We start from the raw sequence: 25,146 nt of genomic DNA on the forward strand, positions 1-25,146 counted from the left end.
TAAACTGTTGTGAGAGGTAACAATGCACTACCCAATATTTAACTCAATCGTTAAAACGGTTGATTCTAATTTAGAACTGAGAGGCGTCTTTACCGACAAATTTAGAACTTGGGAAAATAACAAGATAAACGCTACGGGATTAGAGTTAGAAATTGAACTTTCGAATTTTTCTTCTTTTATGAAATCTTTAGCTATCAACTTTGATTGGGATAGCTTCAGAGAATATAGTTTAGCTAAACAAATAAAAGGGATGGAATCCCATCCAATTTTAAAAGTTGAGCATCTCAAGGATAATGAGATTATACCTTCAATAGATGTTGAGATGACATGGTTGTTTGATGATGAAAGCTGCCAACCCACTCTCCCCGATCTACATGGTAATTACCGCGTTGAGAGAGCCAGCCTTTGGATGGAGAATATCAGCAAGCAAGTAAATAATTTACTCGCTAAAGATGATATCATAACTCGCTGGCACGTAGAAATTGAAGGCGATGAAAATGGGAAGTACTTATCTGCCATTAACCTTATCTCCTATTTCCAATATCAAATAACCTCACCTAAAAGTCTGAATGAGGTAAATCAATTTGTAGGGCGTCGATTACAAGACTTACTAGTAAAAGCTAACAAAGTAATTACCCTATCTAACGATATCCTTGATAAGTCTGTAGCTGCGTAAGAAATTCATATCTGAGAGTGCAAAACTCTCAGATACAAAAAAGGCCTCGATATGCTACCGAAGCCTGAAAAACTATTTTTTCTTCTTATGCCTGTTTTTTCTCAGGCGCTTTTTACGCTTATGCTTTGCAATTTTAGCGCGCTTTCTTTTTTTACCGCTTGGCATAAATTATCACCGAAAGTTACTGATTGTTGTTTCTTTTTTCGAATAGCATCAAAAATAAGAACTTTTCAAAGCTTTTCTAAATCAATTTTCAATTGACATACTATTGTTTACAGCTTCTTTAAAATCCTTAGACATTTTAAGTACCGGAGCATACTGTTCTGGTACAATGACTTCTTCGTTTGTTTTTGGGTTTCTAGCTACTCTCTGAGCTCTTTTCACAACTTTAAAACTACCGAAACCGCGTAGCTCAATAGTCTCTCCTCTCTTCATTGCATCAATTACAGTTTCCATGAAACCATTCACAACGGCCTCAGTTTCAACTTTCGTTAATCCAACTGATGATGATATAATATCTACGATGTCTGCTTTGGTCATATCTGTTTCCTTTTATTCGGGCTAAAAATACTAATAATTAAGCTTCTCAAAAAACATTGCTTAGCGTAAATCGTTCATTTCTTTGTAAAAAAGTTCATTATCTGGCTAAAGAAAAAATGTTGGTCTTATTTATTGCCAAATCTTTTTTACTTTCATGGGTCAAATTTTAGCTAATAACTTAACAACTACGATTGCATGGAATTATTTGAAAGCATTGTTAACACTTTAAACGACCTGGTATGGAGTACTCCTTCCAATTTTCCATTTATGGTCGTTGTACTACTTAGTTTCGGGATTTTTATAACTTTACGATTAGGCTTTATTCAAGTAAGAAAATTTGGTCATGGTGTACTTTCCGTAATGGGAAAGTTTGATCATCCTGATGCAGTCGGAGATGTAAATCACTTCCAAGCCTTAACAACCGCGCTCTCAGCAACCGTGGGAATTGGTAATATTGCCGGTGTTGCCATTGCCATTCACTATGGTGGGCCGGGTGCATTATTCTGGATGTGGGTAACTGCATTTTTTGGTATGGCCATTAAATATACAGAGTGTACACTGGCTGTTAAATACAGAAAAGTAAACGATGATGGTTCCGTATCTGGTGGACCAATGTATTACATCGAGAAAGGTCTTGGTGAAAACTGGAAATGGTTGGCAGTATTTTTCGCAGCTATGGCGGTAATTTGTTCGTTCTTAACAGGTAATGCTGTTCAAGCGAACACGGTAGCTGATACTATGAGAAGTACTTTCTTAGTACCAGGTTGGATTACTGGTTTAGTAACAGCATCTATTGTTGGTGTTGTAATTATTGGTGGTATTAAGAGAATCGGTAAAGTAACAGCGAGCTTAATGCCCGTTATGGCCATCATCTATGTATTAGGCGCACTTATTATTCTATTAGTTAATGCTAGCGAAGTTGGGCCTGCATTTGGAACGATCTTAAAGTATGCATTCACTCCTGAAGCAGGATTATTTGGTGTTGGATCGGGTGTTTTCTTAACAACTTTAGTATGGGGTATCAAAAGAGGTTTATTCTCTAACGAAGCTGGACAAGGTTCAGCGCCTATTGCTCACGGTGCAGCGAAAACTAAAGAACCTGTACGTGAAGGTGTTGTGGCATTATTAGAGCCATTTATTGATACACTCGTAGTTTGTACAATGACTGGTTTAGTGATTGTATCAACCGGTGTTTGGGAGCAAAAGCATGATATGACCTTCCTCCCTTCTAGTACAGAAAACACCTACGAAATTGAAAACGGCAACTCCCTACTAATTGTAGATGGTGAGCCAACAAATGGTCAAGTAATCAGAAATGACCATCCTACAGGCACATTCTATGCTAACGATGCAAGAACTGAAACCTTTACTGGTTCAATTCAATTAGAAGGCCAAACCTATGTGGCTAAAAATGCTCAAGGCGAACCTGTAGCTGAGCTATATTCTTCTATTATTGAGAATGGAGCGCCATTAACTGCTCTCGCTTTTGAGAAAGGATTGCCATTCGCTGGTGGCCGATTTATCGTAACTATCTGTGTGATTTTATTCGGTATTTCAACGGCTATTAGTTGGAGTTACTATGGTGACCGTTCTATTCAATATTTAGCTGGTGATAAGTCGATACTTTACTACAAATTCGTTTATTTAGTGATGCATTTTATTGGTGCTGTTCTTACACTTGAGACCGTTTGGGCCATTGGTGATATTGCACTGGGATTAATGACATTCCCTAATATCATTGCACTATTTGCACTATCTGGTACAGTTGCAATGGCTACAAAAACGTATTTCGAAAAAATGAAGAATTACAAAGCAGAGTAAAAGATTATGAAGAACGTATTGGTAGTTGATCACCCTATAGTACATTTATATTTAACAGTATTAAGGGATAAAACTACCAATACGGCTTCTTTTAGACGTGCAATGGCTCACATCGGTAACATCTTAGCTTACCATGCCTTAAGTGAGCTTCCTTTAAAGGAAACAACGGTTGAGACCCCTATTCAATCAACCAAAGGCTACCAAACAGCCTCTGAGGTTATAGTTGTTCCTATTCTCCGAGCGGGACTTTCCTTAGTAGATGGCATCATTGATTTTATTCCTGAAGCCAAAGTTGGGCATGTTGGTGTTTACCGTGATGAAACCACTCACGAACCTGTAAACTACTACGACAATCTTCCTAGCGGTATTAAAAAAGGATACAATTTAGTGGTAGACCCTATGTTAGCTACTGGCGGTAGTGCTAGCCATGCTATTAATTTTTTGAAAGAATCTGGAGCTGAAAATATTCGTTTCGTATCTCTAATAGCTGCACCTGAAGGTGTAGAAAGGATGCAAAATGATCATCCTGATGTACCCATTATTACCGCTGCTATTGATGAGAAACTAAATGATCAGGCGTACATTATTCCTGGATTAGGTGACGCAGGAGACCGATACTTTGGGACCTCTTAAGTCATATCCCTTACACTTTGTTTTTTTCATACTCATACTATGTTCATGTAATGAGTTAAGCGAATACGACAACGAACGTATTCAAGAAGCACTATCCGATTCATTAGTCACAAGCTCAACCACATGGAATCTAAATATGGAAATCATGGAGGATGGCTTTAGGAAACTATCACTAAAAAGTTCTAAAGCTGTTACCATTCGTTATGATGATGAAAAACGCACTCAATTAAGTGGACCCGTACAAATTCAAGTATTTGAAGCCGACACTTTAAGTACAGAAGTATTCGCAGATAGTGCTCTTTATATACCAAAAGAAGCCGAATTTGAACTATTCGAAAATGTTAAAGTCTTTTCTAGAAATGGAAAACAGCTATTTGCAGACCACCTGCTCTGGAACCGAAATGGGGATAAAGTTACCACTCCTGGCTATGTGTTAATTATCACAGAAACCGATAGTATAGCAGCCACAGGTTTTGAAGGTACCACCACTTTAACTGAGTATACTTTGAAAAAAGTAACAGGTAAAACCCAATTCAATTGATTAGAATTAAGCCTTCCATAGCGCTCTTTATCATTTTATGGTGCTTTATGTTATCGGCTCCTTCTTTTGGGCAAACAAAAGTTACTATCGAAAAAGCCGAAATAGTAAACAACACTACCGTGGATGGTGAACGAGTACGAAAATTATATGATGCTGTTTTAAGCTCAGGTGATTTCCGGTTTATGAGTGATAGTGCATGGCAATTCTTGGATAAAGATGAAGTGCATGCATTTGGGAATATCCAAATTGACACACCCACTGAGCGTATTTGGGCTGACACTTTAATCTATTACAACATCCTTGAACTCAGTAAACTTCGCGGCAGGGTTATTATTGAACAAGATAGTACGCTGCTTTTTGGGAAGAGCGTAGATTATAATTTTGCCACTAAAGTAGGTCACTTTTTAGATGAGATTAGACTCGAAGATACCGACGGCATTTTAGTTGCTGATTCAGGGATATACTACCAAAATAGTGATAGTGCTGAGTTTCGAGGTAATGTCCAACTCGCCGATTCTGCACAATATGTTGAAGGGGATAGTTTATTCATCAATCGTGAGACAAAATTTCTTCGCCTATTTGATAATCTTATTGTAATCGACAGTACAAATAATGCTTTGCTAACGGGGCACTATTTAGAGGCTGATTCTACCGGCAGACGATATTTAAGTGATGATGCATACTTACGAAGAATAGTAACCGATTCTACCACAACTGAGGCTGATACAACTCATATTTTCGGTGATGAAATTGAGCTCACTAAACAAGACACTACCAGCTTTATTGATGCTATGGGTAATGTGCGAGTGTGGAGTTCCAAATTTTCCTCCCTTTCAGATACTCTAAAGTATAATTCTACTACTGAACTCTTTCGACTTTATGGGGATCCCAAAGCTTGGCATAAAAACATTCAATTATCTGGGCCATTTATCTCTGTTCAATTAAAGGATAACAATGTCGAGAACCTCACCTCTTACCCTTCCCCATTTGCAGTTCAAGAAGACACCGTTACTGGAAGATTGAATCAAATCAAAGGCGATACATTAAGCGCCTACTTTACTGATGGTGATATTTCAAAAATTGATATCTATCCAAATAGCGAGCTTTTATATCATACCAAAAACGACGCCAATGAACCCGATGGTGCCGTTGAAAGTAGCTCTCCAAAAACCATACTCTATTTTGATAAAGGGGAGTTAGTGCGTGCATGGATGGGACAGAACCAAGGATTATTCTTACCAGAATACACAGAGTTAAGTGAACGTAAGTTAGCGGGCTTCATTTGGACCCCAGAACTTCGCCCAATAAAGCCTATACGTGAACCTCTTCCTCAACTCCCACCCATATCTGCTGACCGCCCCTTTGAATTACCGCTCCGATTTGTAAATCGCACAAATGTTGAGCGTCAATAAATTCAAATAGCTCAACTACTTAAAGCAATTTGAGCAATGAATGAGGTTTATATATTTTTACTTCATTCTTAAAACTCCAGCATTATTTTAAATCACCAATTGAAAACAAAACATACTATGAAGAAACTTCTATCGATTAGTTTTTTGCTGATGTTGATATTCAGTGTATCAGGCATTGCTCAGCAAGTTACATTACCAGCAGATTCTACCGTGGTTACCAATCACGAAGTGTCTATTAAAGGAAAGAAAATTCCTTACTCTGCTACTACCGGCACACAACCAGTTTGGGATGACAATGGTAATCCTATAGCTGCTTTATTCTACACTTATTATAAGCGCACTGATATTAAAGACGACACCATGCGTCCTTTAGTTATATCATTCAATGGTGGACCAGGATCTGCATCTGTTTGGATGCACCTTGCCTATACCGGACCTAAGATTTTAAAAATTGATGATGAAGGATATCCTATTCAACCATATGGTGTAAAAGACAATCCACACTCAATTCTAGATGTAGCTGATATCGTTTTTGTGAACCCAGTAAATACTGGCTATTCAAGAATTCTTGACCCAGAAGCAGATCGTCGACAGTTCTTTGGTGTAAATCAAGATATTGCATACTTATCAAAATGGATTAATGCATTTGTTCATAGAGTAAATAGATGGAGATCACCGAAATACTTAATTGGTGAAAGCTATGGTACTACAAGAGTTTCTGGCTTAGCTAATTCGCTTCAAAACAGCCAATGGATGTACTTAAACGGTGTGATCCTTGTATCACCTACAGAGTTAGGGATTCATTCTGGTGCAGGAAGACGTGAAGGTCCATTAGGAGCTGCTCTAAGAGTTCCATATTTCACGGCTGCGGCATGGTATCACAACAAGCTACCAAGCGACTTACAATCGAAAGATTTAGATGAAGTACTCGAAATTTCAGAAAAATATTCTCTGGAAACATTAATGCCTATTATCGCAAAAGGTGGTTTTGTAAGTGATAGCGAAAGAGACCAAGCAGCTACTGAGATGGCTCGTCTATCTGGGATCTCTAAAAAAGCAATTTTGCAGTACAACTTAGATGTTCCAACCTCATTCTATTGGAAAGAACTACTACGTGAAGAAGGCTATACTGTAGGTCGACTAGATTCGCGCTATAAAGGTATTGATCGTACGGATGGTGGTGACAGCCCCGATTTCAACTCTGAGTTAACTTCATGGTTGCATTCTTTTACTCCTGCTATCAACTACTATTTCCAGAATGAGCTGAATTGGAACACCGACATCAAGTACAATATGTTTGGGCCAGTTCATCCATGGGATAGAAGTAATAACAACACGGGTGAAAACCTTCGCCAAGCAATGGCTCAAAACCCATATCTACATGTACTAACTCAATCGGGTTACTATGATGGAGCAACGAAGTATTTCGATGCAAAATATACGATGTGGCAAATTGACCCAAGCGGAAAGATGAAAGATCGTTTATCATTTAAAGGCTACCGAAGTGGTCATATGATGTACTTACGTGCTGAAGATCTTAAAAATGCGAATGATGACATTCGTGAGTTTATTAAAAACTCAATTCCACCAGCAGGCACTCCAGCGAAGTACTAAATCTTACCATTTTATTTTAGTGAGAAACGCCCCTATCGGATCAACGAGGTTGAACCCTGATAGGGGCTTTTATTTTTAGCTTACTTCTTCAAGCGCACTCGTTTCTTTCATAACACGTTCTTGGATATCATAAGGTGCCGAGGCGTAATGTGAAAAACTTCTTCGATACGTGGCACTACCTTGTGTTATGGATTTCAAGGAAGTTGCGTATCTATCGAGTTCCTCTAGGGGTACTTGAGCTTTGATTTTCTGTAAGCTCCCCCCTTCATTCTCCATACCTTGAATTTGGCCTCTGCGAGTACCTAAATCGCCTAGAACATCTCCCATATAGTTGGCTGGCACAATTACTTCAACGTTATAAATAGGCTCCATTAACTGTGGATTAGCTTTTAAGAACCCATCTCTGAAAGCCATGCGTGCAGCCGTTTTAAATGCCGCTTCGTTACTATCTACTGAATGCATCGATCCATCAAATACAGAAACACGCACGTCTCGCACACAGCAACCACTTAACGGGCCATTCTCCATTTTCTCCATAATGCCCTTCAAAATAGCTGGCATAAATCGGTTGTCAATTACCCCGCCTACTATACAATTATTGAATACGAGTTTACCACCCCAAGGTAAATCATGGGTTTCTGAATTTCGGACTTTCAAATCTTTAGGATCTACCATGCCTTCTTCATAGGGTTCTATCAGCATTTCGACTTCAGCAAATTGCCCTGCCCCTCCCGATTGCTTTTTATGCTTATACTTTGAAACTACCGATGAAGTGAGTGTTTCTCTGTAGGGTATTCTGGGTGAATAGAACTCAACATCGAGCTTATATCGATTTTGTAACTCATGCTCGATCACACCAAGATGTTCAACCCCTTGCCCATGAATAATAATCTGTTTGAGCTCTTGGCTGTGTTCTATAATTATGGATGGATCTTCTCGGTGAATCTGATGGAGAGCTGTACCTAATTTATCTTCATCACCATCATTTTTTAGTTTTACTGCTGTTCTAATAATGGTTGAAGGAAACACGATTTCTTCAAGCTTAACTTCCTTTCCTTTTACAACTAAAGTATCGTTAACCTCTCCTTCTTTAAGTTTAACTACAGCACCAATATCACCAGTTTTTAGCTCCTTTACTTCGATTCGCTTTTGCCCTTCAGTGAGATATAGACTTCCAAGACGCACACTATTGCCCGTACTCGCATTTACTAAGTCCATTCCGGGCTTCACAGAACCGCTGTATACCTTAAAGTAAATGAGGTCCCCAACATGCGACTCTGAATGAGTTTTAAATAGAAAAATGGTAGACTCCCCATTTTGAAGCAGTTGAAATGGTTCTCCTTGATCTGTTTTGGGAGGATTTCCTTCTAGAGGGTTTGGTGCAATGTCATCGATGAAGCCCATGATGCGACCAGTCCCCATATTTTTTGATGCACAACTACAGAATAATGGGTTTATCAATCCACTTACAAAGGCTTGATGTAAACCAACCTCCATCTGCTCTTCATCCAAGGTACCTTGCTCGAAATAGACATCCATGAGCGACTCATCATTTTCGGCAACTATTTCAACCAGTTCTTGATGTAATTTGGCTGCTTGAGCTTCTAATGAATCAGGGATTGGCAACTTATCTGGCTTCCCTCCTCCATCTGGAAATTCATACATCGTCATTCGAAGTACATCTACAATGGCATGGAAGTCGTTACCCTCGCTGTATGGAAATTGAACAACCGTAACTTGTCGCCCATAATGTTCTTTTGCTTGCTCCACCGTTGCCCAAAAATCGGAGCGTTCATTATCTAGTTTATTTACTACAAACAAAGACGGCACATTATAGTGCCGTGTGTACTTCCATAAATTGTCGGTTCCAACCTCTACTCCTTGTTCTGCATTTAGTACAAAAATAGCGGTATCAGCAACCCTTAAGGGGCCGGCCACTTCCCCTACAAAATCTGATGTTCCAGGTGTATCTATTAAATTTATTTTATGACCACGCCAATCCAAATTCATAAATGAAGAAAAAATCGATTTTTGTTTTTCCTTCTCAATGAAATGATAATCAGAGACGGTATTCTTCTCTTCTATACTACCACGCCTATTTATTGCTCCTGCCTCATAAAGCATGGTTTCTGCCATCGTTGTTTTTCCTGAACCTGCATGCCCAAGTAATACAACATTTCTTACTCTAGTAGGATCGTATACTTTCATGGTTACTCCTGAGATTGCTAACGGTTTATAATTCTCTTAACTAGATTGAGGTGCTTCCATTTTTTGCACTTATATTTCCAATAAATTGAAGAACAGCAGTATTTACTGCGACTAATTAAATTAAACGGCTAGAGCAAATAAGCAAGATGAAAAAGATTCTCTTAATTCAAACGGGTGGTACGATCGCTATGAGTGCAAAAGGCGATGGAGTAGAATTAGATCCTGAGGCGTGGTCGAACCTACTTTATAAAGAATTTCCAGAACTTGAAGAACTTGCCCAAATTGATACCTACCCCTTATTTTTTGAGGACAGTTCTGATTTAAACAGTAGCCACTGGGTGAACCTTGCCAACTGCATAGATAGTAATTATGAAAAGTATAATGGGTTTGTGATTCTGCATGGAACAGATACTATGGCCTATACCGCTTCCGCCTTGTCATTTGCCTTACAGAATCTAGCTAAACCTGTCATCTTCACAGGTAGTCAAGTTCCAATGAGTAGCATCCGTAGTGATGCTCGTCGCAATCTCATTAATGCTATTGAAATGGCTACCACTCCTATTCAAGAAGTCGCTATTTGTTTTAATGACCATGTTTATAGAGCCAACCGAGCTACTAAACTTAGTATTGGTGATTTCGATGCTTTTGGTTCCCCTAATATTCCCCCTATTGCTGAAATTGGATTGAATATTCAACTCAATGTACAACCTAAAAAGATTCTCCCACCATTTGAGAACCGAGCAAAATTCTCAAATAAAATCTTTGTGTGTACGGTACACCCTTCATTAAATACCTCCTACTTAGATTGCCTTGATTTGTCCAAATTAGACGCCATCATTGTTCGAGCATTTGGCAGTGGCAACTTCCCAATGAAAGGTGAATTTAATCTACTGCCCTTCTTTGAAAAATGTAGAGATCAAGGTGTTATAGTAGCCATGGTATCCCAAGCAGATTTCGACGCGGTTGATCTAAGTAAATATCCAGCAGGCAGGTCTGCAATTAAAGCCGGTGCCGTATCAGGAAGAGACATGACCTTAGAAGCTGCGCTTACAAAACTAATGTATCTAACCGCTCAAGAAACCTCTAAATCTGAAGTAGAAAAATTATTTCAAGAGAATTTAGCGGGTGAATTAACACCTCACTAATCCACTTACACCTGCTTTTTTTGCACCCTAAGAGCAGATTTTTATCGACTTGTAAACAGATGTAATGAAGTAAATTTTACTATTTAGGAAAGGAGAAGACTAGCCGATATTATTTATTAAAGAGTTCTAATATTAAAAAACTCTAATGGTTAATAGATACATATACCCCCTACTAATAATCTGTGCAATGGGGTGTCAACAAGTAGTAAGTTCTTCAGGGAAAGTAGAACCAAATCACTTGAATCAAACAGAGAAATCTGTGGAGTTCGACACATCCGTGCATAGTAGCACGATACAAAATGTTGCTTCTGTAGCAACACTTTATGACAATAGATCGATTGATCAAGGAATTATTATGGCTCCGAAATCAGAGCTCACAGATATCCTCCTTGTATTGAATGATCAGCAACAACCGATACTAGCTTCGCGATCTTCAAACTCGACGAGCTATGTAATTGGCTATGAACAAACCGCAATCGCTATTGCAACCTTATTTGACGATGCGCTTTCAGAGACTCCTTATCAGGTGTTAGAAAACGATATAAAATCTCATGAAAAGTTTGATGAATTAACTCTTCGTATTGAAGAACTAAGCTCAAACAATCAGTCTTTTTTAGAGGATGAAAAAGTTCTAGCTATTCTGAACACAATGAGTAGGCAAATAGAGCCCAATAAAGCGACTAACACTTCCCTTGATATAGATTCAATTATAGACATTGATACTATATCAGAACGTGAGGCCGAACTCGTAAATGGCTCTAAAGTCCCTTTCGAGATCGAAATGAATAGTCTAGTTTTTAATGAGGTAAAGAATAGCTTACTAAGCTATGGTGAACCGCTTGATTTCATCAATGAGAAGGAACAGTTGAATGCCACTATAGCTGATGGAGCTCACTCAACTCTAGTTAAAGCGGGTGATAAAGCTTTGAAAGCTAGAAGTGAAAAAATCCTCACTGATTACTTAGCTAAAATTTATCTAGCGATGGGATTAAAAATTCCAACTCAATCTGAGCTAAACAGTATTGCTACTTCCATTATTGCGAAAAACAATATTGTACATACAAACACGCTCAGAAATCAACTTGTTGATTGGACTAAACATTCTATCGTATCAAATTCATCTATATGGATTCAATCAATTGCTAAGAGTGAACAGGATTCAGGTTTAAACCCATCTAGCTACCCTCTGTTTATAGATTTCTTCACGAGAATCTTATTAGCATACGATTCCAATTCAAGCGTATTGAATAGCGATGATTATTATGTTCAATTAAATGAGCTCAACCAAGCATCCTCTAGTAGTACGGTTTGTTTTGAAAATGGCGAAGAAACGGAATGTAATTTGAAACTAGAAAAACCAGTTTTCAATATTAGTTCTTCTGGTTGTTTTAGCGATGAGTTTAGAGTGAAATTCGGTTCGAAATTCTATGCCCCTTTTGCATTAAAGAAAGGTGCTAAACTAAAAGTTGAATGGAACTTCCTTCCTAATGGGAACTCTGGATTTTGGATAATTGATCTAAAAACTGGCGGATATACCGTATCAGGAAATACCGAAACTATTGGGTGTTTTAACTTTGGTAATATGGAAAAGGTTCAACTCGTAGAAACCTTAATTGACCACCAGGGAAGCCGTAGTGCTCCTACAAACTATGAGATTTCGAAACCTAAAACGAAATCACTCACCCGTACTACAAACACAAAATCTTCGATGAAACTCATAATGAGTAGCATTCGATAGCTCCTAGAATGCCTTCCCAATCGGGGAGGCATTTTTTATATGGTTTAGCTATAATCAATTAAATAAACGATTGATTATGTATTTCATATTTGACTTAGAAACCATCCCTGATTTTGACTTCGTACGCAAGGTATTAAACGATTATGACTCAGATAACGAGACCCTTCTAGAAATTGCAAGTGAAGAGCTTGCTCGAAACAAATCAGGCTTCCTCCCTCCAATGTATCATCGCGTGGTTTCATGGGTTGGTTTATGGATTGAAAATAATGGTCAGCCTAAACAGAAAGTGTCGTGGAATGGCGAGGACGAAAAAGAAGGCTTACTTAAAATATTTGATGCCATAGGTACTTATAAAGACTTTGGGCTTATTCATCATAATGGAAAGGGATTCGACTTACCTGTACTCACTTATCGTGCCATGAAGCATGGATTACAAATGCCGGTTAGAATGAACGAATACGACATTCGTTATCGATATAGTAAGCACAATGTTGATCTTGTTGACGAATTCAGCAACTATGGCGCAAGCTCTTGGCCTAAACTCAAACACTTGGGTCACCTAGTGGGAATTCCATTCAAGCAAACGGGTGAAGGAAATGAAGTACTAGCTATGTATGAACGCAAAGAGCTAGACCTGATTGAACATTACTGTTATGAAGATGTTATGGGTACATACATCATTTGGTTGTACCATCAATTTACAATTGGCCTTATTCCTGAAGACCTATTTGAAAATTTAAAAGAACGCGCACTTTCAAAACTAGAAGAAATTCAGAATATGGGGTAGATATGAAAGCATATGCACTCTTGCTCCTTTCTTCAATACTCATAACACTACCCGTTATGGGGCAAGAGCTTTTGTTTTCTAATTCCCAAGAAGAATTGATATTTCGTGATTGGGACGCTTTTACTGAAAATGCTCCACTACCCTTCTACCAATCCATCGTTCATCTATCTGATGTTGAGCAAAAAACAGCAGACCTTTTTTTCCAGGAACATCTACAAGCTATTCAAAAGAAAATAAGATCGAGAGATAGTGGTTTAAAGAAAGCCAATACCATTTTTCGATACCTCCATGATGAAGTGTTTCAACAATACGACCTTTACTCAAGGCAAAAAGACTTATTTACAACGCAAGAATACAATTGTGTTACTGCAACTTCGCTTTATGTGAGTTTAGGGCGTGCCATTGGGTTAAATATGGAGGTCATTGAATCCCCTTCTCATGTTTATGCTACCCTGAAATCTGAGGGTAAATCATATAACATTGAGCTAACAGCCCCTCAGAATGGATTCAATTACAAGGATAATGCGGATGAAGTAATACGTCGTTTAGTAGATAGTAAATTAATTCCCCCTTCTGAACTGAATACTAAAACCGTTACACAATTATATCAGGAGCATGTTCGTGGTTCAGCTCCTATTTCAGACAAAGATTTTTTAGGCATTCACTATCACAATCTTGCGCTACTCGATTTGGTTGAAAACAAAGTAGAGCAAGCTTTTAACTCCTTTCATAAAGCCATTACATTATACCCTCACGCCCCTATTATCGAAGCCTATATCGAGCAGCTCAATTTGAGTTTCGATCATCGATCCTTATCCATTCAAGAAAAAATCGACTTACATAATCAGATTTTAAGTGTTACAAACATCGACACCTCCATTGCTAACACTGCAGTATTCCATTTAAGCGAAACTATTGAAGATGGATTACGAGCCGACACTATTTTTAGTGAAGCATTATCCCTCATTAAAGAAGCCGAAGAGCATTACAAATCAACAAATCGTGTTCAAGAAGCTATTCAATCTTTGTATATATATGTTTACACCACAAAAGCTCAGGACGCTGCTTTAAGGGGAAATCTCTTTACTGCAAAAGAAAATTTAGAATTGGCATTAGCATTATCGCCCAAAAATCAGCGATTGGAAACCTATTATATATCCGTGGTAAGCAATCATGCATTAAAGTTAGCCCAATTTGGGTTATTAGAATCTGCTCGGAGAGAGATTGACTCTTTAACTCAACAATACCCTACTGGCTATCCTGTGATAGATGATGCCCGAGTCAAAGTTATTCTAGCGGGATTAGTTCGTGTTGAAAGCATAGAAGCTAATGAAGAGAAACTACGTTCAGATTTAACCTTGGCCAGATCCATACAACCAGAGAACATATACCTCAAATCATTCGCTACTGAAGTGTACCATGATCTAGCGATGCAACAAATCCGATTAAGCGACTACCAGAAGGCTCGGACGCTAGTTTTAGAAGGACTTACATTCGATGCAGAAAGTGATGTTTTGAAAGCAGACCTAAGGCTACTTGATAGTATTATTGAGGAGTAAATTTAAACGATTCTATCTGGATCGCTATAATCAGGGATACTGCCCTTATATCTAAATATTCTCTGAATCCATTTCACACTACTCGTACTTTGGTTACGAATGTACCACTGATCGGCAGCGCGACGGGCACCTAATCCCCAACTAGGATACGGATGGATTGTATCCGCAATATTGCGAAGGCTTACACCATTTTTCATTGCTACCGCATATTCTGAGATCATTTCACCTGCATGGGCCCCAACCACTGTTGCTCCCAGTATCTTGCCCGACCATTTCTTCGCAAAGATCTTTATGAGTCCTGTTGTTTCACCTTCCGTTATAGCCCGATCAATTTTTGAATAGGGAAATTTATACACTTCATAAGAAATAGATTGCTCATCCAACTGTTTCTGAGAAGCTCCTAGATGTGCAACTTCAGGTGAAGTATACGTTGCCCAAGTCACGTGCTTTTTATCCAGTTTCATAGGCACTTTTAGCAATGCTCGGGTTGTAGCCACTTTAGCCATATGCTCGCTCATGTGAGTAAATTGATATCTACCCGTTATGTCACCAATCGCATAAATATGGCTTACATTGGTTCTGCAGCTATCATCTACTGTAATACCTTTTTTCGTGAATTCTACCTCTGCATTATCCAAGCCAAGGTTTTCAATATTTGGTCGTCTTCCAGTGGCCATCAAAAGCTTATCACCCGATATTGTCTTAACCTGACCTTCAGATTCTATATGCACTGAAACTGAATCCCCTTCTTCGGATATTGATTTCACCAAAGCATTTAGGTGATATTGTACGCCCTGTTCTTGAAGCTCTTTGAATAAAATATCTACTACTTCAGCATCATCATTCATCATGATTCGAGGCGCCATATCAATTACTTTTACGGTGCTGCCTAAATTTGTAAACGCTTGGCTCATTTCAGTACCAATAGCTCCTGCACCTATTATAACCAACTCTTTCGGCAACTCTTGAATATCAAAAAGTCCTTCATTGGTGAGGTAGTTCACTTTCTCTATACCTTCAATTGGTGGAACCATTGCTCTTGCCCCTGCAGCTATAAAGAAATATCGTGAGGTCACAATTCTCTTTTCTCCTCCTTCACTTTCAATTTCAATGGTATGTGCATCGAGGAATGAAGCCCGGCCATGTACTACTTCAATGCCCATATCTTCGTAGATCTCGGGGCGATCAGCGTCTTCATACACATCATCTATAACACCTTGAACGTGCTTAATCACCTTATTAAAGTCGATTTCTACTTCTTGATCTATTAAGCCGTACTTGCTAGCCGATCGCATTTGTTGAGCAACTTTTCCTGCTTTCAGTAAAACTTTACTAGGTACACATCCCGTCCAGGTGCAATCACCTCCAAGTTTATCGGCTTCAATCATCATCGTTTTTGCACCAAAGTTCGCACAAATTCCAGATGCCGTTAACCCTGCAGCCCCACCACCAATCACGATACTATCAAACTCATATTTGCTCATTTTCATCTCCCAATAATGGTTCGTCTACTTTATTTCTGATTTTTTGGATGGTTGAATACGCCCCAGCACCCACTAATAGAACAATCACACCATATACCCAAATGGGTACATTTTTACCAGCAATAATTAAGTACAAATAAGCTGATATAAAAAAGAAGGTGGTACTAATGGCGGGCAAAACTACAGACTTCCCTTTCTTAAAGTTTTTAACTAACCAGCCTAACGACAATGTGAAAAATGGGATTGCACCTACATATATACTCCCGAATATTAATGGGTTTACTCCATACTGTTCGCCAAGGCCAAAAAACCATTCCTTTGCCATTTCGAAAAATTCTGCCATTTAGTGCCTTATACTTAAAATTTTAAATGTAAAGATGCGTTACGAGTTACAAATTCTTTTAGATAATAGTTTATGATATTGTAAATTCAACATTGGAATTTTTTATCAGTCGTATTCAATGAACACCAAATCTTTTCATATCAAATATTTATTGGCCTACCTAGCGGTAGCTGGTTTATTTGTATCTATGGTGCATTACCATAGTGAAGGATTAGAATGTCTAGAGCATGCTGAAGAAGCACATATAATACCTACTGTCGACTTCTGTCCGATTTGTACTATTGTTGTTTCTTCAGATATTGAAACTCCATTTAACACAAATGGATTGTTGACCCCATCAACAACACTTGTTTACGAAAATGATGTTTATTCGGATGATAACACCTACAGGTTAGCATCCCCCCGAGCTCCCCCTTTCTTGGCTTAATACCCTCCCATGCCTCCTATTTGGAGCCTTTTACTAAAACACTTTTTATATAAAAAATTACATAAGCCATGAAATTTCGATTTTTCAATTTATCTCGTATTGCATTTACTTTAGCATTATTAAGCATCATAACTATTACTGCGTGTAGTAATTCCGTTTCTCACGATGATGATCATGAAGAACCAGCAGGTTTTAGATTAAAACTAAACGGTTCAACCGTTGTTGAGCAATTACCTAATTCTGATGTAACGGGTTCACTTGTTGTTCAACAAGGACAAGAAACTGCCCTCATCTCATTTTATCTAATTGCTGAAGACGGAGATGAATTTCAGCCAGACGATAGCGAGCTATCACTTGGTCATTCATTCAGCGCAAGTGGTATAGCAGGGTTTGAACAACATGCAGAAGATGGAAAGTGGAACTTCCATATTCACGGTGAAGCTGCTGGTAGTACAAACTTAACGCTTCAATTAATGCATGAAGGACACTCTGACTTTAATACTCAAGCTATTTTAGTTGAAGTAACTGCTGCAACAGCTGCACAATGATCTATTTATCCCTCATACTTATGCTATTCTCCGGTTTTACGACCGGAGATAGCAATTCTATTTCAGGCAGAGTAATTGACGCTAAAACATCTGATCCTGTAACTTTTGCATACATACATTTAGAAGAAATAAATCGGACTACAGCCACCGATATTGAAGGGGTATATCAACTCAATAATATCCCAAAAGGAAATTACACCTTAACGGTTCATAGAATTGGTTATAAAACCAAGAATATCCCTATTTCGATTGGAGATGAAGACTTAGAACTTGATATCAAATTAAATCAAAGCGTACTAAGTGCCCAAGCCATAGAAGTTACAGGCCAAAGAGATGGCGTTTCAGGTTCAAGTTTAGAACACGCATCAAGAAAAGTGTTAGGCTCTGAACTTCGAAGAAATTTAGGTTCTACTTTATCACAAACCCTTAGTTCACTACCTGGTTTCGACCAAAGAACGAATGGTAGTGCACCTGGTCGCCCAGTGATTAGAGGTTTAGGCGACGAACGCGTTGTTATTCTTCAAGACGGAGTTTCATCCGGAGACGTATCTGCTCAAAGCTCTGATCATGCTGTAACGATTGATCCTGTTTCAGCTCAAGAAGTTGAAGTAGCACGTGGACCTGCAGCCTTAGCCTTTGGTGCCAATGCAATCGGTGGAGTTATTAATGTGGTACGAAATCAGATTGCCACCAATGTGCCTGCAAAGGCTAATGGCACAATCACACTTAATGGTGAAAGTGTTAATACAGGTTTCTCTGGAGCTGCAAACGTTACCATTCCTATAGAGTCATTTGCGTTAAATCTTGACTTAAATGCCCGTACAGCTCTTAACACCCAATCACCAAAAGGACCCATTCGAAATTCCTACTTTAACACTACTAATGATGGTGTTGGTTTAAGCTGGGTAAGAGACTGGGGATATGTAGGTGGTTCGTTAGGATTTTATGGTAGCAATTACGGAATACCTCCAAATCCTGATGGCCACGAAAATGGTGTTGATATCGAAGTATCTAAGTTTCAATATGTGTTGAAATCAGAGTATTTGATGGAAGAACGCTTTATATCTACCCTTGAAGCGGAATGGTCTTTAAAAAACTACAATCATAAAGAGTTTGAGTCGGAAGAGGTTATTGGAACTGAATTCGGTTTAGTGACTACCGACTTTGATATAAATGCCAAGCATGGTGGTTTTGGTTTCATCACAAAAGGAAGCTTAGGTATCAGTTCTTCTTTTGAAGATTATGCCGTGAGTGGAGCCAGTACTCCAAACTCAAATAGCTATGCCGTTGGTGCATATATCATTGAAGAAACAGATATAAACAATATTCATTTAGAAGGTGGGTTGCGTTTTGATTGGGTAAAAAATTCACCAGATGAAAGAGAACCAAATTCAAGGATTGGTGATATCCGTGCGCGTTCTTTCGCAGCCTTATCATCCTCTCTTTCGGCTATCTACAGTTTCCAAAATGGGATCAGTGTAGGTACAACTTTACTGCATTCTTTTAGAGCTCCTTCTTTAGAAGAATTATATTCCGAAGGGCCTCATTTAGCTTCCTATTCTTATGAAATCGGTAATCCAGATTTAGACCCAGAGCGTGGATTAGCTAAAGAATTATTTCTTAGGTATCGAGGCAATAGAGTAAATTTAGAAACGGCTGTTTTTCACAACCACTTTTCTAATTACTTATACGCGGCCAATACAGGGCAACCAAATAACAGGTTTCCTGACCTCAATGATTATCAATTCACGGGAACTGAAGCAACTCTTTATGGATTCGAATTTCTTTCTGAAGTTCAATTATTTCAATCTTTTGTTGTCGACTTTTCTGTGAACTACACCATAGGTAATCAAGAAGCGGTTCAACCGGATGGTTCAACAGAAACCACTCCTTTACCTCAAATTCCACCATTGAAGCTTAAAAGTGGGATAAAGTATGCACATAAAGGATTTGAAGTAGGCGGAAGATATAACTACGCTGCAGAACAAGACAGAACGGCTGAATTTGAGACTTCTACAGATGCATATCACAAAGTAGATTTGTTCACGCAGTATAGATTCTCAACTAAGAAACTGCTACAAACTGTTTCTTTAAACGTGAATAATGTATTCGATACGGAGTACTACAACCACCTTTCGCGCATCAAGGATTTAAGGCCAGCCCCCGGCAGAAATATCACTCTACTTTATCGTTTATTCTTTTAAATAAAAAAAGACCTCAGAAATGTCATTTCCGAGGTCTTTAGCTTTAGGTTTCAGCTTAAGGAGTGACTAGTGAATTGTACGGGATAGACCGTACGCAATTCTTAGTAGCTGTAATAATTGGAAGAGTCATTTCCACCAAACTTGTTACAACAAATAATTACTTTTTTTTCATGGCTTGAAATCCATTGTTTTTATGTGGATTATCGGGGCAATTAATCGCTCATAAAAACTATCATCTTGACCTTTGTAAGCTATTTAGATACTCCAATTGGGTATCTCAGAATTTTATCAAATGGACGTGCAATTACTCAAATCAAATTCTTAGACTTTGAAGGTCCAGAAGACCCCGATGTGCATACTGAATCGGCTAAAACTCAGTTAAAAGAATATTTTGAAGGCATACGTCACTCCTTCGATTTACCCCTTCAACCCAAAGGCACTGAGTTTGAAAATCGTGTTTGGCAACTGTTAAATACTATTGACGCTGGCAGTACAACAACCTATGGAGAGATCGCACTAAAACTAGGCGATAAAAACTATTCTCAGGCTGTTGGATCAGCCAATGGGAAGAATCCAATTGCGATTGTAGTCCCTTGTCATCGAGTGATAGGTGCTGATAATAAATTAGTTGGCTATGCAGGAGGCCTAGATCGTAAAGAATGGCTTCTAAAGCATGAAGGTGCATTACTTTTATAACTTTCTTTTACCATCTGTTTGCTAAACTTTTAGTATGTTTGGTATCACTTTTTAAGGCTAATAATAGGCACTCATCTGCGTTAAAAGCCTAATTGCAATGAATTATAAGTATAACTCCTTCAACAATATCTAAATAAGAATATGGCTTGGCATATGCGGCGTGATAGTCGCAAGATACATCGTTGGGGAGCAATCATTGTTGCTTTACCTTTTTTAGTTGTTTTAATCACTGGCTTGTTGCTTCAAGTGAAAAAAGAAGTGGCATGGGTTCAACCACCAAGCCAAACGGGGGTATCTACCAATCCTCAAATATCTTTTGATGAAATCTTAGAAGTGTCTCGTTCTGTAAGCGAAGCTGGCATTCAAGAATGGACTGACATCGACCGACTAGATGTTCGCCCTGATAAAGGAATTGTGAAAGTTAGAGGTGTTAATAACTGGGAGATTCAAATAGACACCCAAACTGGGGAAGTACTACAAGTAGCCTTTAGACGATCTAACATTATCGAGGCCTTACACGATGGATCATGGTTCCATGATTCAGCAAAACTATGGATCTTCCTTCCATCTGGTATTGTGGTTACCATTCTATGGATTACAGGTATCTACCTTTTTGCTATTCCTTATCTATCGAAACGAAAAAACAGAAAACGCTTCGAAAAGCTCCAAAAGCAACAAGAGTCATCAAATTAATACCTGAACTAAATCGGGTATAGGCATCGAGCTAGATAAACCGTAGCTTTGGTGTATGTCAGATTCTATTAAAAACCAACGTAATATCCTCTCTAAACTTGGTATTCAATCATTGAATGCCATGCAGGAAGAAGCAAAATTTCAAATTCATACCCAACCAGATGTTGTGCTTTTATCGCCCACTGGAACCGGTAAAACACTCGCATTTTTATTACCCATTATCGCGGAATTTGATACCAATGTAGATCAAGTTCAAACCATGATCTTAACGCCATCAAGGGAGTTAGCGATTCAGATTGAGCAGGTGGCTCGAGAGATGGGTACAGGTTTTAAAGTAAATGCTGTGTATGGTGGAAAGACGTTCTCGAAAGACAAGCAGAACCTACAACACCCCCCTGCTTTGTTGATTGGTACGCCAGGTAGAGTTGCAGATCATTTGCGCCGCAATTCCTTCAGTACCGAACATATTAAAACATTAGTAATCGATGAATTTGATAAATCACTTGAAATCGGTTTTGAAGAAGACATGAAGGAGATCTATGATCTCTTGCCTTCCATAACTAAGAAGGTTTTGACTTCAGCAACCCATGCCGTTGAAATACCTTCCTTTCTCGAAATGGAGGATCCCATTGTAGTCGATTTTTTATCAGAGAAGAAAGGCTCTGTTCTTGAAATTCTGAAAGTAGACTCTCCAAATAAAGACAAACTACAAACCCTCGTACAGTTACTGAGACATATAGGAGATCAACCTGGAATTGTGTTCTGTAACTTCAAAAATAGCATACAGCGGGTAAGCGATTTCTTATCTGAACATGGTATTGAACATGGATGTTTTTACGGAGGAATGGATCAATACACTCGTGAACAAGCATTGGTTAAATTCAGGAATGGTACCCATCGATTATTATTAGCCACCGATTTAGCGGCACGTGGTCTTGATGTTCCTGAACTCGCTTTTATTATACACTATCATTTACCATTAAAAGCAGCAGAGTTCACCCATAGAAATGGTAGAACTGCCCGTATGCGAAAAGATGGTGTTGCCTATGTTATACAATGGGTAGAGGAAAAATTACCTGAATTTATCCATGCGGATGACACCCTTGATTTGACTGAAGGTACAACCCCTCCCCCTACACAGTGGGCTACCTTACATGTATCAGGGGGTAGAAAGGACAAAATATCCAAAGGCGATTTAGCGGGATTATTCTTTAAAAAAGCTTCCTTAAAGAAAGATGAACTTGGCTTGATTGAGCTTCACAATGATGCTGCTTTTGTAGCTGTGAAAAAGAGTAAAGTAAGTGAAGTTATTGCTAGCACAAACAATCAGCGTGTGAAAAAGAAAAAAGTACGCGTTCAGCTAATTTAGTTTAGTCGCAAAAAAAAGCCTCTAATCTCTTAGAGGCTTTTACATACTGAATTAGTTCAGTTTTAGAATGCTGGTAAAAGCATTACTGCGTTTTGAACCATACGTGCTGGTCCTACCCAAAACATTCTATACTGTGTAGCATCTAAGAACATCACAACTTGACCTCTTCCAGCTTGGTCAACGGCTGCGAAAGCCATTCCTGCTGCTTTTTCTTTATTCTCTTTTGAAGCATAACCCGAAGCTAATACTTCCTCAGCGTCTTTAACATAATAACCAACCGAACTAATCGATGGACTAGGTTTGATGGCGTTTGAGCTAAATTTGAGAGAATACAGCTTATTTGGCATACCAAATGCAAGAGGATGTGAGTTATCAACCATTCCTTTAAACGCTGATCCTGGAATACGCTTTAAACCAGACGAATCTGATTGATCTTTATACATGGTATAAGCGGCTGGGTCAATCTCATCTTCATCTTTTTTGTCTTCCTTTACGGTATACAACTCAGCAGAAGTCATCCCTGAACGATCTTTAGTTAACCATGTTGCTCCCCCTTCGGTTGCAACTAATGTACCACCATTTTGAACCCAAGCTTTTAATCGTTCTTGTGTTCCTTTACTTAATACATTATCTAAACCATATCCACCAGGGAAAATGATGACATCGTATTTGTTAAGATCTATACCATTAAATGAATCAGAACGAACACGGTCAATTCCTAACTCTGTCCATTGGTCGAATAAGAACCATAATTGTCCACCGGTATAAGAACTAAAGCCATCATCCATAAGCATAGCTACTCGAGGTTGCTCCACTGGGCGCATACTAGGAGCCCCTAAGTCGCTACCAGTATCCATTCTACCGCCATTAAATCCAGCAATTTGTACATCTGCGTAGCTTGCAACTTCTTGCATATCCGTGTGGATGGTGTTTTCCTTATGTAGGTTTCTACCTACAAGAATTACCAAACTACCTCTACTGAATTTGTCTGCACCTTTCGAGAATTCTTTTTCTGCTGAACGAACTTTATAGCCCATTCTCCAAAGTTTAGTTAATGCTTTTGGTGCATTTCTTTGGTTCCAATCTATCACATATGCGTATTGCGCATTCTGATTCAATATTCCACTTGGGTACGACAGTGGAGCGGCTAAAGACTGTGTACCTACTTTTACATCTGAGGTAGTCCAAGCTGCATCTAAGTTATAAGCCAAAGGCACCGACCATGTAGCCATATCGTACATCACAGAATCACGAATCTCTAATTGTCGTCTCATCAATGTATTGATGAAAAGGTGAGCGGGCTGATCGGTCTTAATAATGAAATCACCTTCATTAAATGATCTAGATGAGCTCTTACCATCCCAATAATCGTATGCATTTCTTACTGTGAAACTCTCTTGAGCTTGCTCAACTTTTACCCCATGCTTCATCATCAAATTGATTACGTCATAAGTATAATCATTTGAGTTATTCGGCAAGATATACGCTTTTGTATTTCCTTTTTGAGTAGACTGTGATCTAGCCTCTTTGAAATAATTAAGCAGCTTACCTTTGTTGTTTACTGAGGTCTTAACAATAGAAACACCATTTTTATAATGGTCAAATAATCTCTGTCTTAGCGTTAGTACATAGCCATCATTCGTTTCAACTGCACGGCCACCACGGCTATGTCCACCTTGCTCTGCCAACATACCGATACCACCCATTACACTTGGGTACGAAGATCCGTAACCAGGGTAAAAGAAATCGAAGCTTTCACGAGTCTGGAAATTCACTTTTGCTTTATCAAATTCAGCGATGGCACCTCTACCAAATACATCTGCCCACATTTCGTAAGCACCTGGTAATTCCAAGTTACGAGGAGTGGTTCCTGGCATGGTGAAGTAGTTGTTGTTATAACCTTGCTCATGGAAATCGATATGAACCTGAGGCATCCACTGTTGGTACACATTTATACGACCTCTTGATTCAGGATGTACTAACCACGTCCAGTCTCTATTTAAATCGAACCAATAATGGTTGGTACGTCCGCCTGGCCAAATCTCGTCATGCTCTACATCTTCTACATTTACATTAAGAATGTTTGACTGGCTCGATTTATACCAATTCACATATCGATCACGCCCATCAGGGTTTATCATTGGATCAATGATTACCACTGAGTTCTCTAATAAATCTTGAGTTTCTGAATCGTTGGCTGCCACTAATCTGTAGGCCGTTTGCATCGCAGCTTCACTACTAGAAGGCTCGTTACCATGTACATTGTAACTCATCCAAACTACTATAGGCTGATCATCTGCTATAGAAGTATTCTCAGGATTATTCGCCAATGCTAAGTTTGCTTTCCTAATCGATTCTAAATTTTGATGATTCGAGCTAGATGTAATAATCGCATAATTCACACTTCTATTTTCATAAGTACGGGCATACTCATGGAAGGTGATTTTATCAGAAGCATCAGCTAAGGCTTTGAAATAGCCCATAACTTGATAGTGGAATGTATATTCCTCCCCTAACTCATATCCCAAATAATCTTTAGGTGAAGGTATAGAACGGTCATAGTTTATGTTCTCCTCAAACTGAAAGCGTTCTATTGCTTCCTGTATTTGAGCCGAAGCTGAAACTGTGAATAATCCTATAACTAGTAATAAGCTTAGTTTTTTCATAGTGTAGTTTGGTTTAATTTTTCATTACTCATGCAGTTAAAT

At 38.7% G+C, this 25,146-nt stretch carries 21 protein-coding genes; 16 read left to right on the plus strand and 5 right to left on the minus strand.

Features of this window, described 5'->3' with window-relative positions:
- Positions 1-22 precede the first annotated feature (22 nt).
- Positions 23-676, plus strand: a complete 654-nt coding sequence (locus B155_RS0102810; protein WP_018126725.1) for a hypothetical protein — start codon at positions 23-25, stop codon at positions 674-676.
- A 246-nt stretch (positions 677-922) separates the two neighbouring features.
- Here the strand turns inward: B155_RS0102810 and B155_RS0102815 are convergent, their stop codons facing one another.
- Entirely contained in the window at positions 923-1,216 is a 294-nt protein-coding gene (locus B155_RS0102815) for an HU family DNA-binding protein (protein ID WP_018126726.1), read from the minus strand.
- Positions 1,217-1,411: 195 nt separating this feature from the next.
- Between B155_RS0102815 and B155_RS0102820 the strand changes: the two genes are divergently transcribed.
- From B155_RS0102820 to B155_RS0102840, 5 genes are all read left to right on the plus strand, one after another.
- The gene (locus B155_RS0102820) at positions 1,412-3,037 is read left to right on the plus strand and encodes an alanine/glycine:cation symporter family protein (protein WP_018126727.1); all 1,626 of its coding nucleotides are present in this window, start codon (positions 1,412-1,414) and stop codon (positions 3,035-3,037) included.
- Positions 3,038-3,043: 6 nt separating this feature from the next.
- On the plus strand, positions 3,044-3,670 hold the full coding sequence (upp, locus tag B155_RS0102825; RefSeq protein ID WP_018126728.1) for a uracil phosphoribosyltransferase: 627 nt from the start codon (positions 3,044-3,046) through the stop codon (positions 3,668-3,670).
- Positions 3,657-4,211, plus strand: a complete 555-nt coding sequence (lptC, locus tag B155_RS0102830; RefSeq protein ID WP_071594792.1) for an LPS export ABC transporter periplasmic protein LptC — start codon at positions 3,657-3,659, stop codon at positions 4,209-4,211. The genes upp and lptC overlap by 14 nt, the downstream gene beginning before the upstream one ends.
- Positions 4,208-5,623, plus strand: a complete 1,416-nt coding sequence (locus B155_RS0102835) for an OstA-like protein (protein WP_157464711.1) — start codon at positions 4,208-4,210, stop codon at positions 5,621-5,623. The genes lptC and B155_RS0102835 overlap by 4 nt, the downstream gene beginning before the upstream one ends.
- 117 nt (positions 5,624-5,740) lie before the next feature.
- Positions 5,741-7,237 carry a S10 family peptidase gene (locus B155_RS0102840; protein WP_018126731.1) on the plus strand — a complete coding sequence of 499 codons (1,497 nt, stop codon included), beginning with the start codon at positions 5,741-5,743 and terminating at the stop codon, positions 7,235-7,237.
- A gap of 75 nt (positions 7,238-7,312) precedes the next feature.
- Here B155_RS0102840 and B155_RS0102845 read toward each other — a convergent pair whose 3' ends face one another.
- The gene (locus B155_RS0102845; protein WP_018126732.1) at positions 7,313-9,445 is read right to left on the minus strand and encodes an elongation factor G; all 2,133 of its coding nucleotides are present in this window, start codon (positions 9,443-9,445) and stop codon (positions 7,313-7,315) included.
- Positions 9,446-9,591: 146 nt separating this feature from the next.
- Between B155_RS0102845 and B155_RS0102850 the strand changes: the two genes are divergently transcribed.
- From B155_RS0102850 to B155_RS0102865, 4 genes are all read left to right on the plus strand, one after another.
- Positions 9,592-10,590, plus strand: coding sequence for an asparaginase (locus B155_RS0102850; protein WP_018126733.1), 999 nt, complete (start codon positions 9,592-9,594; stop codon positions 10,588-10,590).
- Between the two features lie 187 nt (positions 10,591-10,777).
- Positions 10,778-12,328 (plus strand): hypothetical protein, encoded by a 1,551-nt coding sequence (locus B155_RS0102855; RefSeq protein WP_018126734.1) that lies wholly within the window; start codon positions 10,778-10,780, stop codon positions 12,326-12,328.
- Positions 12,329-12,404: 76 nt separating this feature from the next.
- Complete coding sequence (locus tag B155_RS0102860) at positions 12,405-13,115, plus strand: ribonuclease H-like domain-containing protein (protein WP_018126735.1); 711 nt, start codon at positions 12,405-12,407, stop codon at positions 13,113-13,115.
- A gap of 2 nt (positions 13,116-13,117) precedes the next feature.
- Positions 13,118-14,674, plus strand: coding sequence for a hypothetical protein (locus B155_RS0102865; protein WP_026167156.1), 1,557 nt, complete (start codon positions 13,118-13,120; stop codon positions 14,672-14,674).
- Between the two features lie 2 nt (positions 14,675-14,676).
- On the opposite strand, the gene B155_RS0102870 is transcribed toward B155_RS0102865, so the two are convergent.
- Together B155_RS0102870 and B155_RS0102875 are read right to left on the minus strand one after the other, a co-directional pair.
- Positions 14,677-16,158 (minus strand): dihydrolipoyl dehydrogenase family protein, encoded by a 1,482-nt coding sequence (locus B155_RS0102870; RefSeq protein WP_157464712.1) that lies wholly within the window; start codon positions 16,156-16,158, stop codon positions 14,677-14,679.
- Positions 16,145-16,501, minus strand: coding sequence for a hypothetical protein (locus B155_RS0102875; RefSeq protein ID WP_018126738.1), 357 nt, complete (start codon positions 16,499-16,501; stop codon positions 16,145-16,147). The genes B155_RS0102870 and B155_RS0102875 overlap by 14 nt, the downstream gene beginning before the upstream one ends.
- 118 nt (positions 16,502-16,619) lie before the next feature.
- Here B155_RS0102875 and B155_RS0102880 point away from each other — a divergent pair, with 118 nt between their 5' ends.
- From B155_RS0102880 to B155_RS0102905, 6 genes are all read left to right on the plus strand, one after another.
- A complete protein-coding gene (locus B155_RS0102880) occupies positions 16,620-16,928 on the plus strand; it encodes a hypothetical protein (RefSeq protein WP_018126739.1) in 309 nt (102 codons plus the stop codon).
- 68 nt (positions 16,929-16,996) lie between these two features.
- On the plus strand, positions 16,997-17,476 hold the full coding sequence (locus B155_RS0102885) for a hypothetical protein (RefSeq protein WP_018126740.1): 480 nt from the start codon (positions 16,997-16,999) through the stop codon (positions 17,474-17,476).
- Positions 17,473-19,680 (plus strand): TonB-dependent receptor, encoded by a 2,208-nt coding sequence (locus tag B155_RS0102890; RefSeq protein WP_018126741.1) that lies wholly within the window; start codon positions 17,473-17,475, stop codon positions 19,678-19,680. The genes B155_RS0102885 and B155_RS0102890 overlap by 4 nt, the downstream gene beginning before the upstream one ends.
- A 237-nt stretch (positions 19,681-19,917) precedes the next feature.
- The gene (locus tag B155_RS0102895; RefSeq protein WP_018126742.1) at positions 19,918-20,376 is read left to right on the plus strand and encodes a methylated-DNA--[protein]-cysteine S-methyltransferase; all 459 of its coding nucleotides are present in this window, start codon (positions 19,918-19,920) and stop codon (positions 20,374-20,376) included.
- A 141-nt stretch (positions 20,377-20,517) separates the two neighbouring features.
- The gene (locus B155_RS0102900; protein ID WP_018126743.1) at positions 20,518-21,069 is read left to right on the plus strand and encodes a PepSY-associated TM helix domain-containing protein; all 552 of its coding nucleotides are present in this window, start codon (positions 20,518-20,520) and stop codon (positions 21,067-21,069) included.
- 55 nt (positions 21,070-21,124) lie between these two features.
- The gene (locus tag B155_RS0102905) at positions 21,125-22,438 is read left to right on the plus strand and encodes a DEAD/DEAH box helicase (RefSeq protein WP_018126744.1); all 1,314 of its coding nucleotides are present in this window, start codon (positions 21,125-21,127) and stop codon (positions 22,436-22,438) included.
- A gap of 62 nt (positions 22,439-22,500) precedes the next feature.
- Here the strand turns inward: B155_RS0102905 and B155_RS0102910 are convergent, their stop codons facing one another.
- The gene (locus B155_RS0102910) at positions 22,501-25,104 is read right to left on the minus strand and encodes a M14 family metallopeptidase (RefSeq protein WP_018126745.1); all 2,604 of its coding nucleotides are present in this window, start codon (positions 25,102-25,104) and stop codon (positions 22,501-22,503) included.
- Positions 25,105-25,146 lie beyond the last annotated feature (42 nt).

It is taken from the genome of Balneola vulgaris DSM 17893, from assembly GCF_000375465.1.
Lineage (GTDB): Bacteria > Bacteroidota > Rhodothermia > Balneolales > Balneolaceae > Balneola > Balneola vulgaris.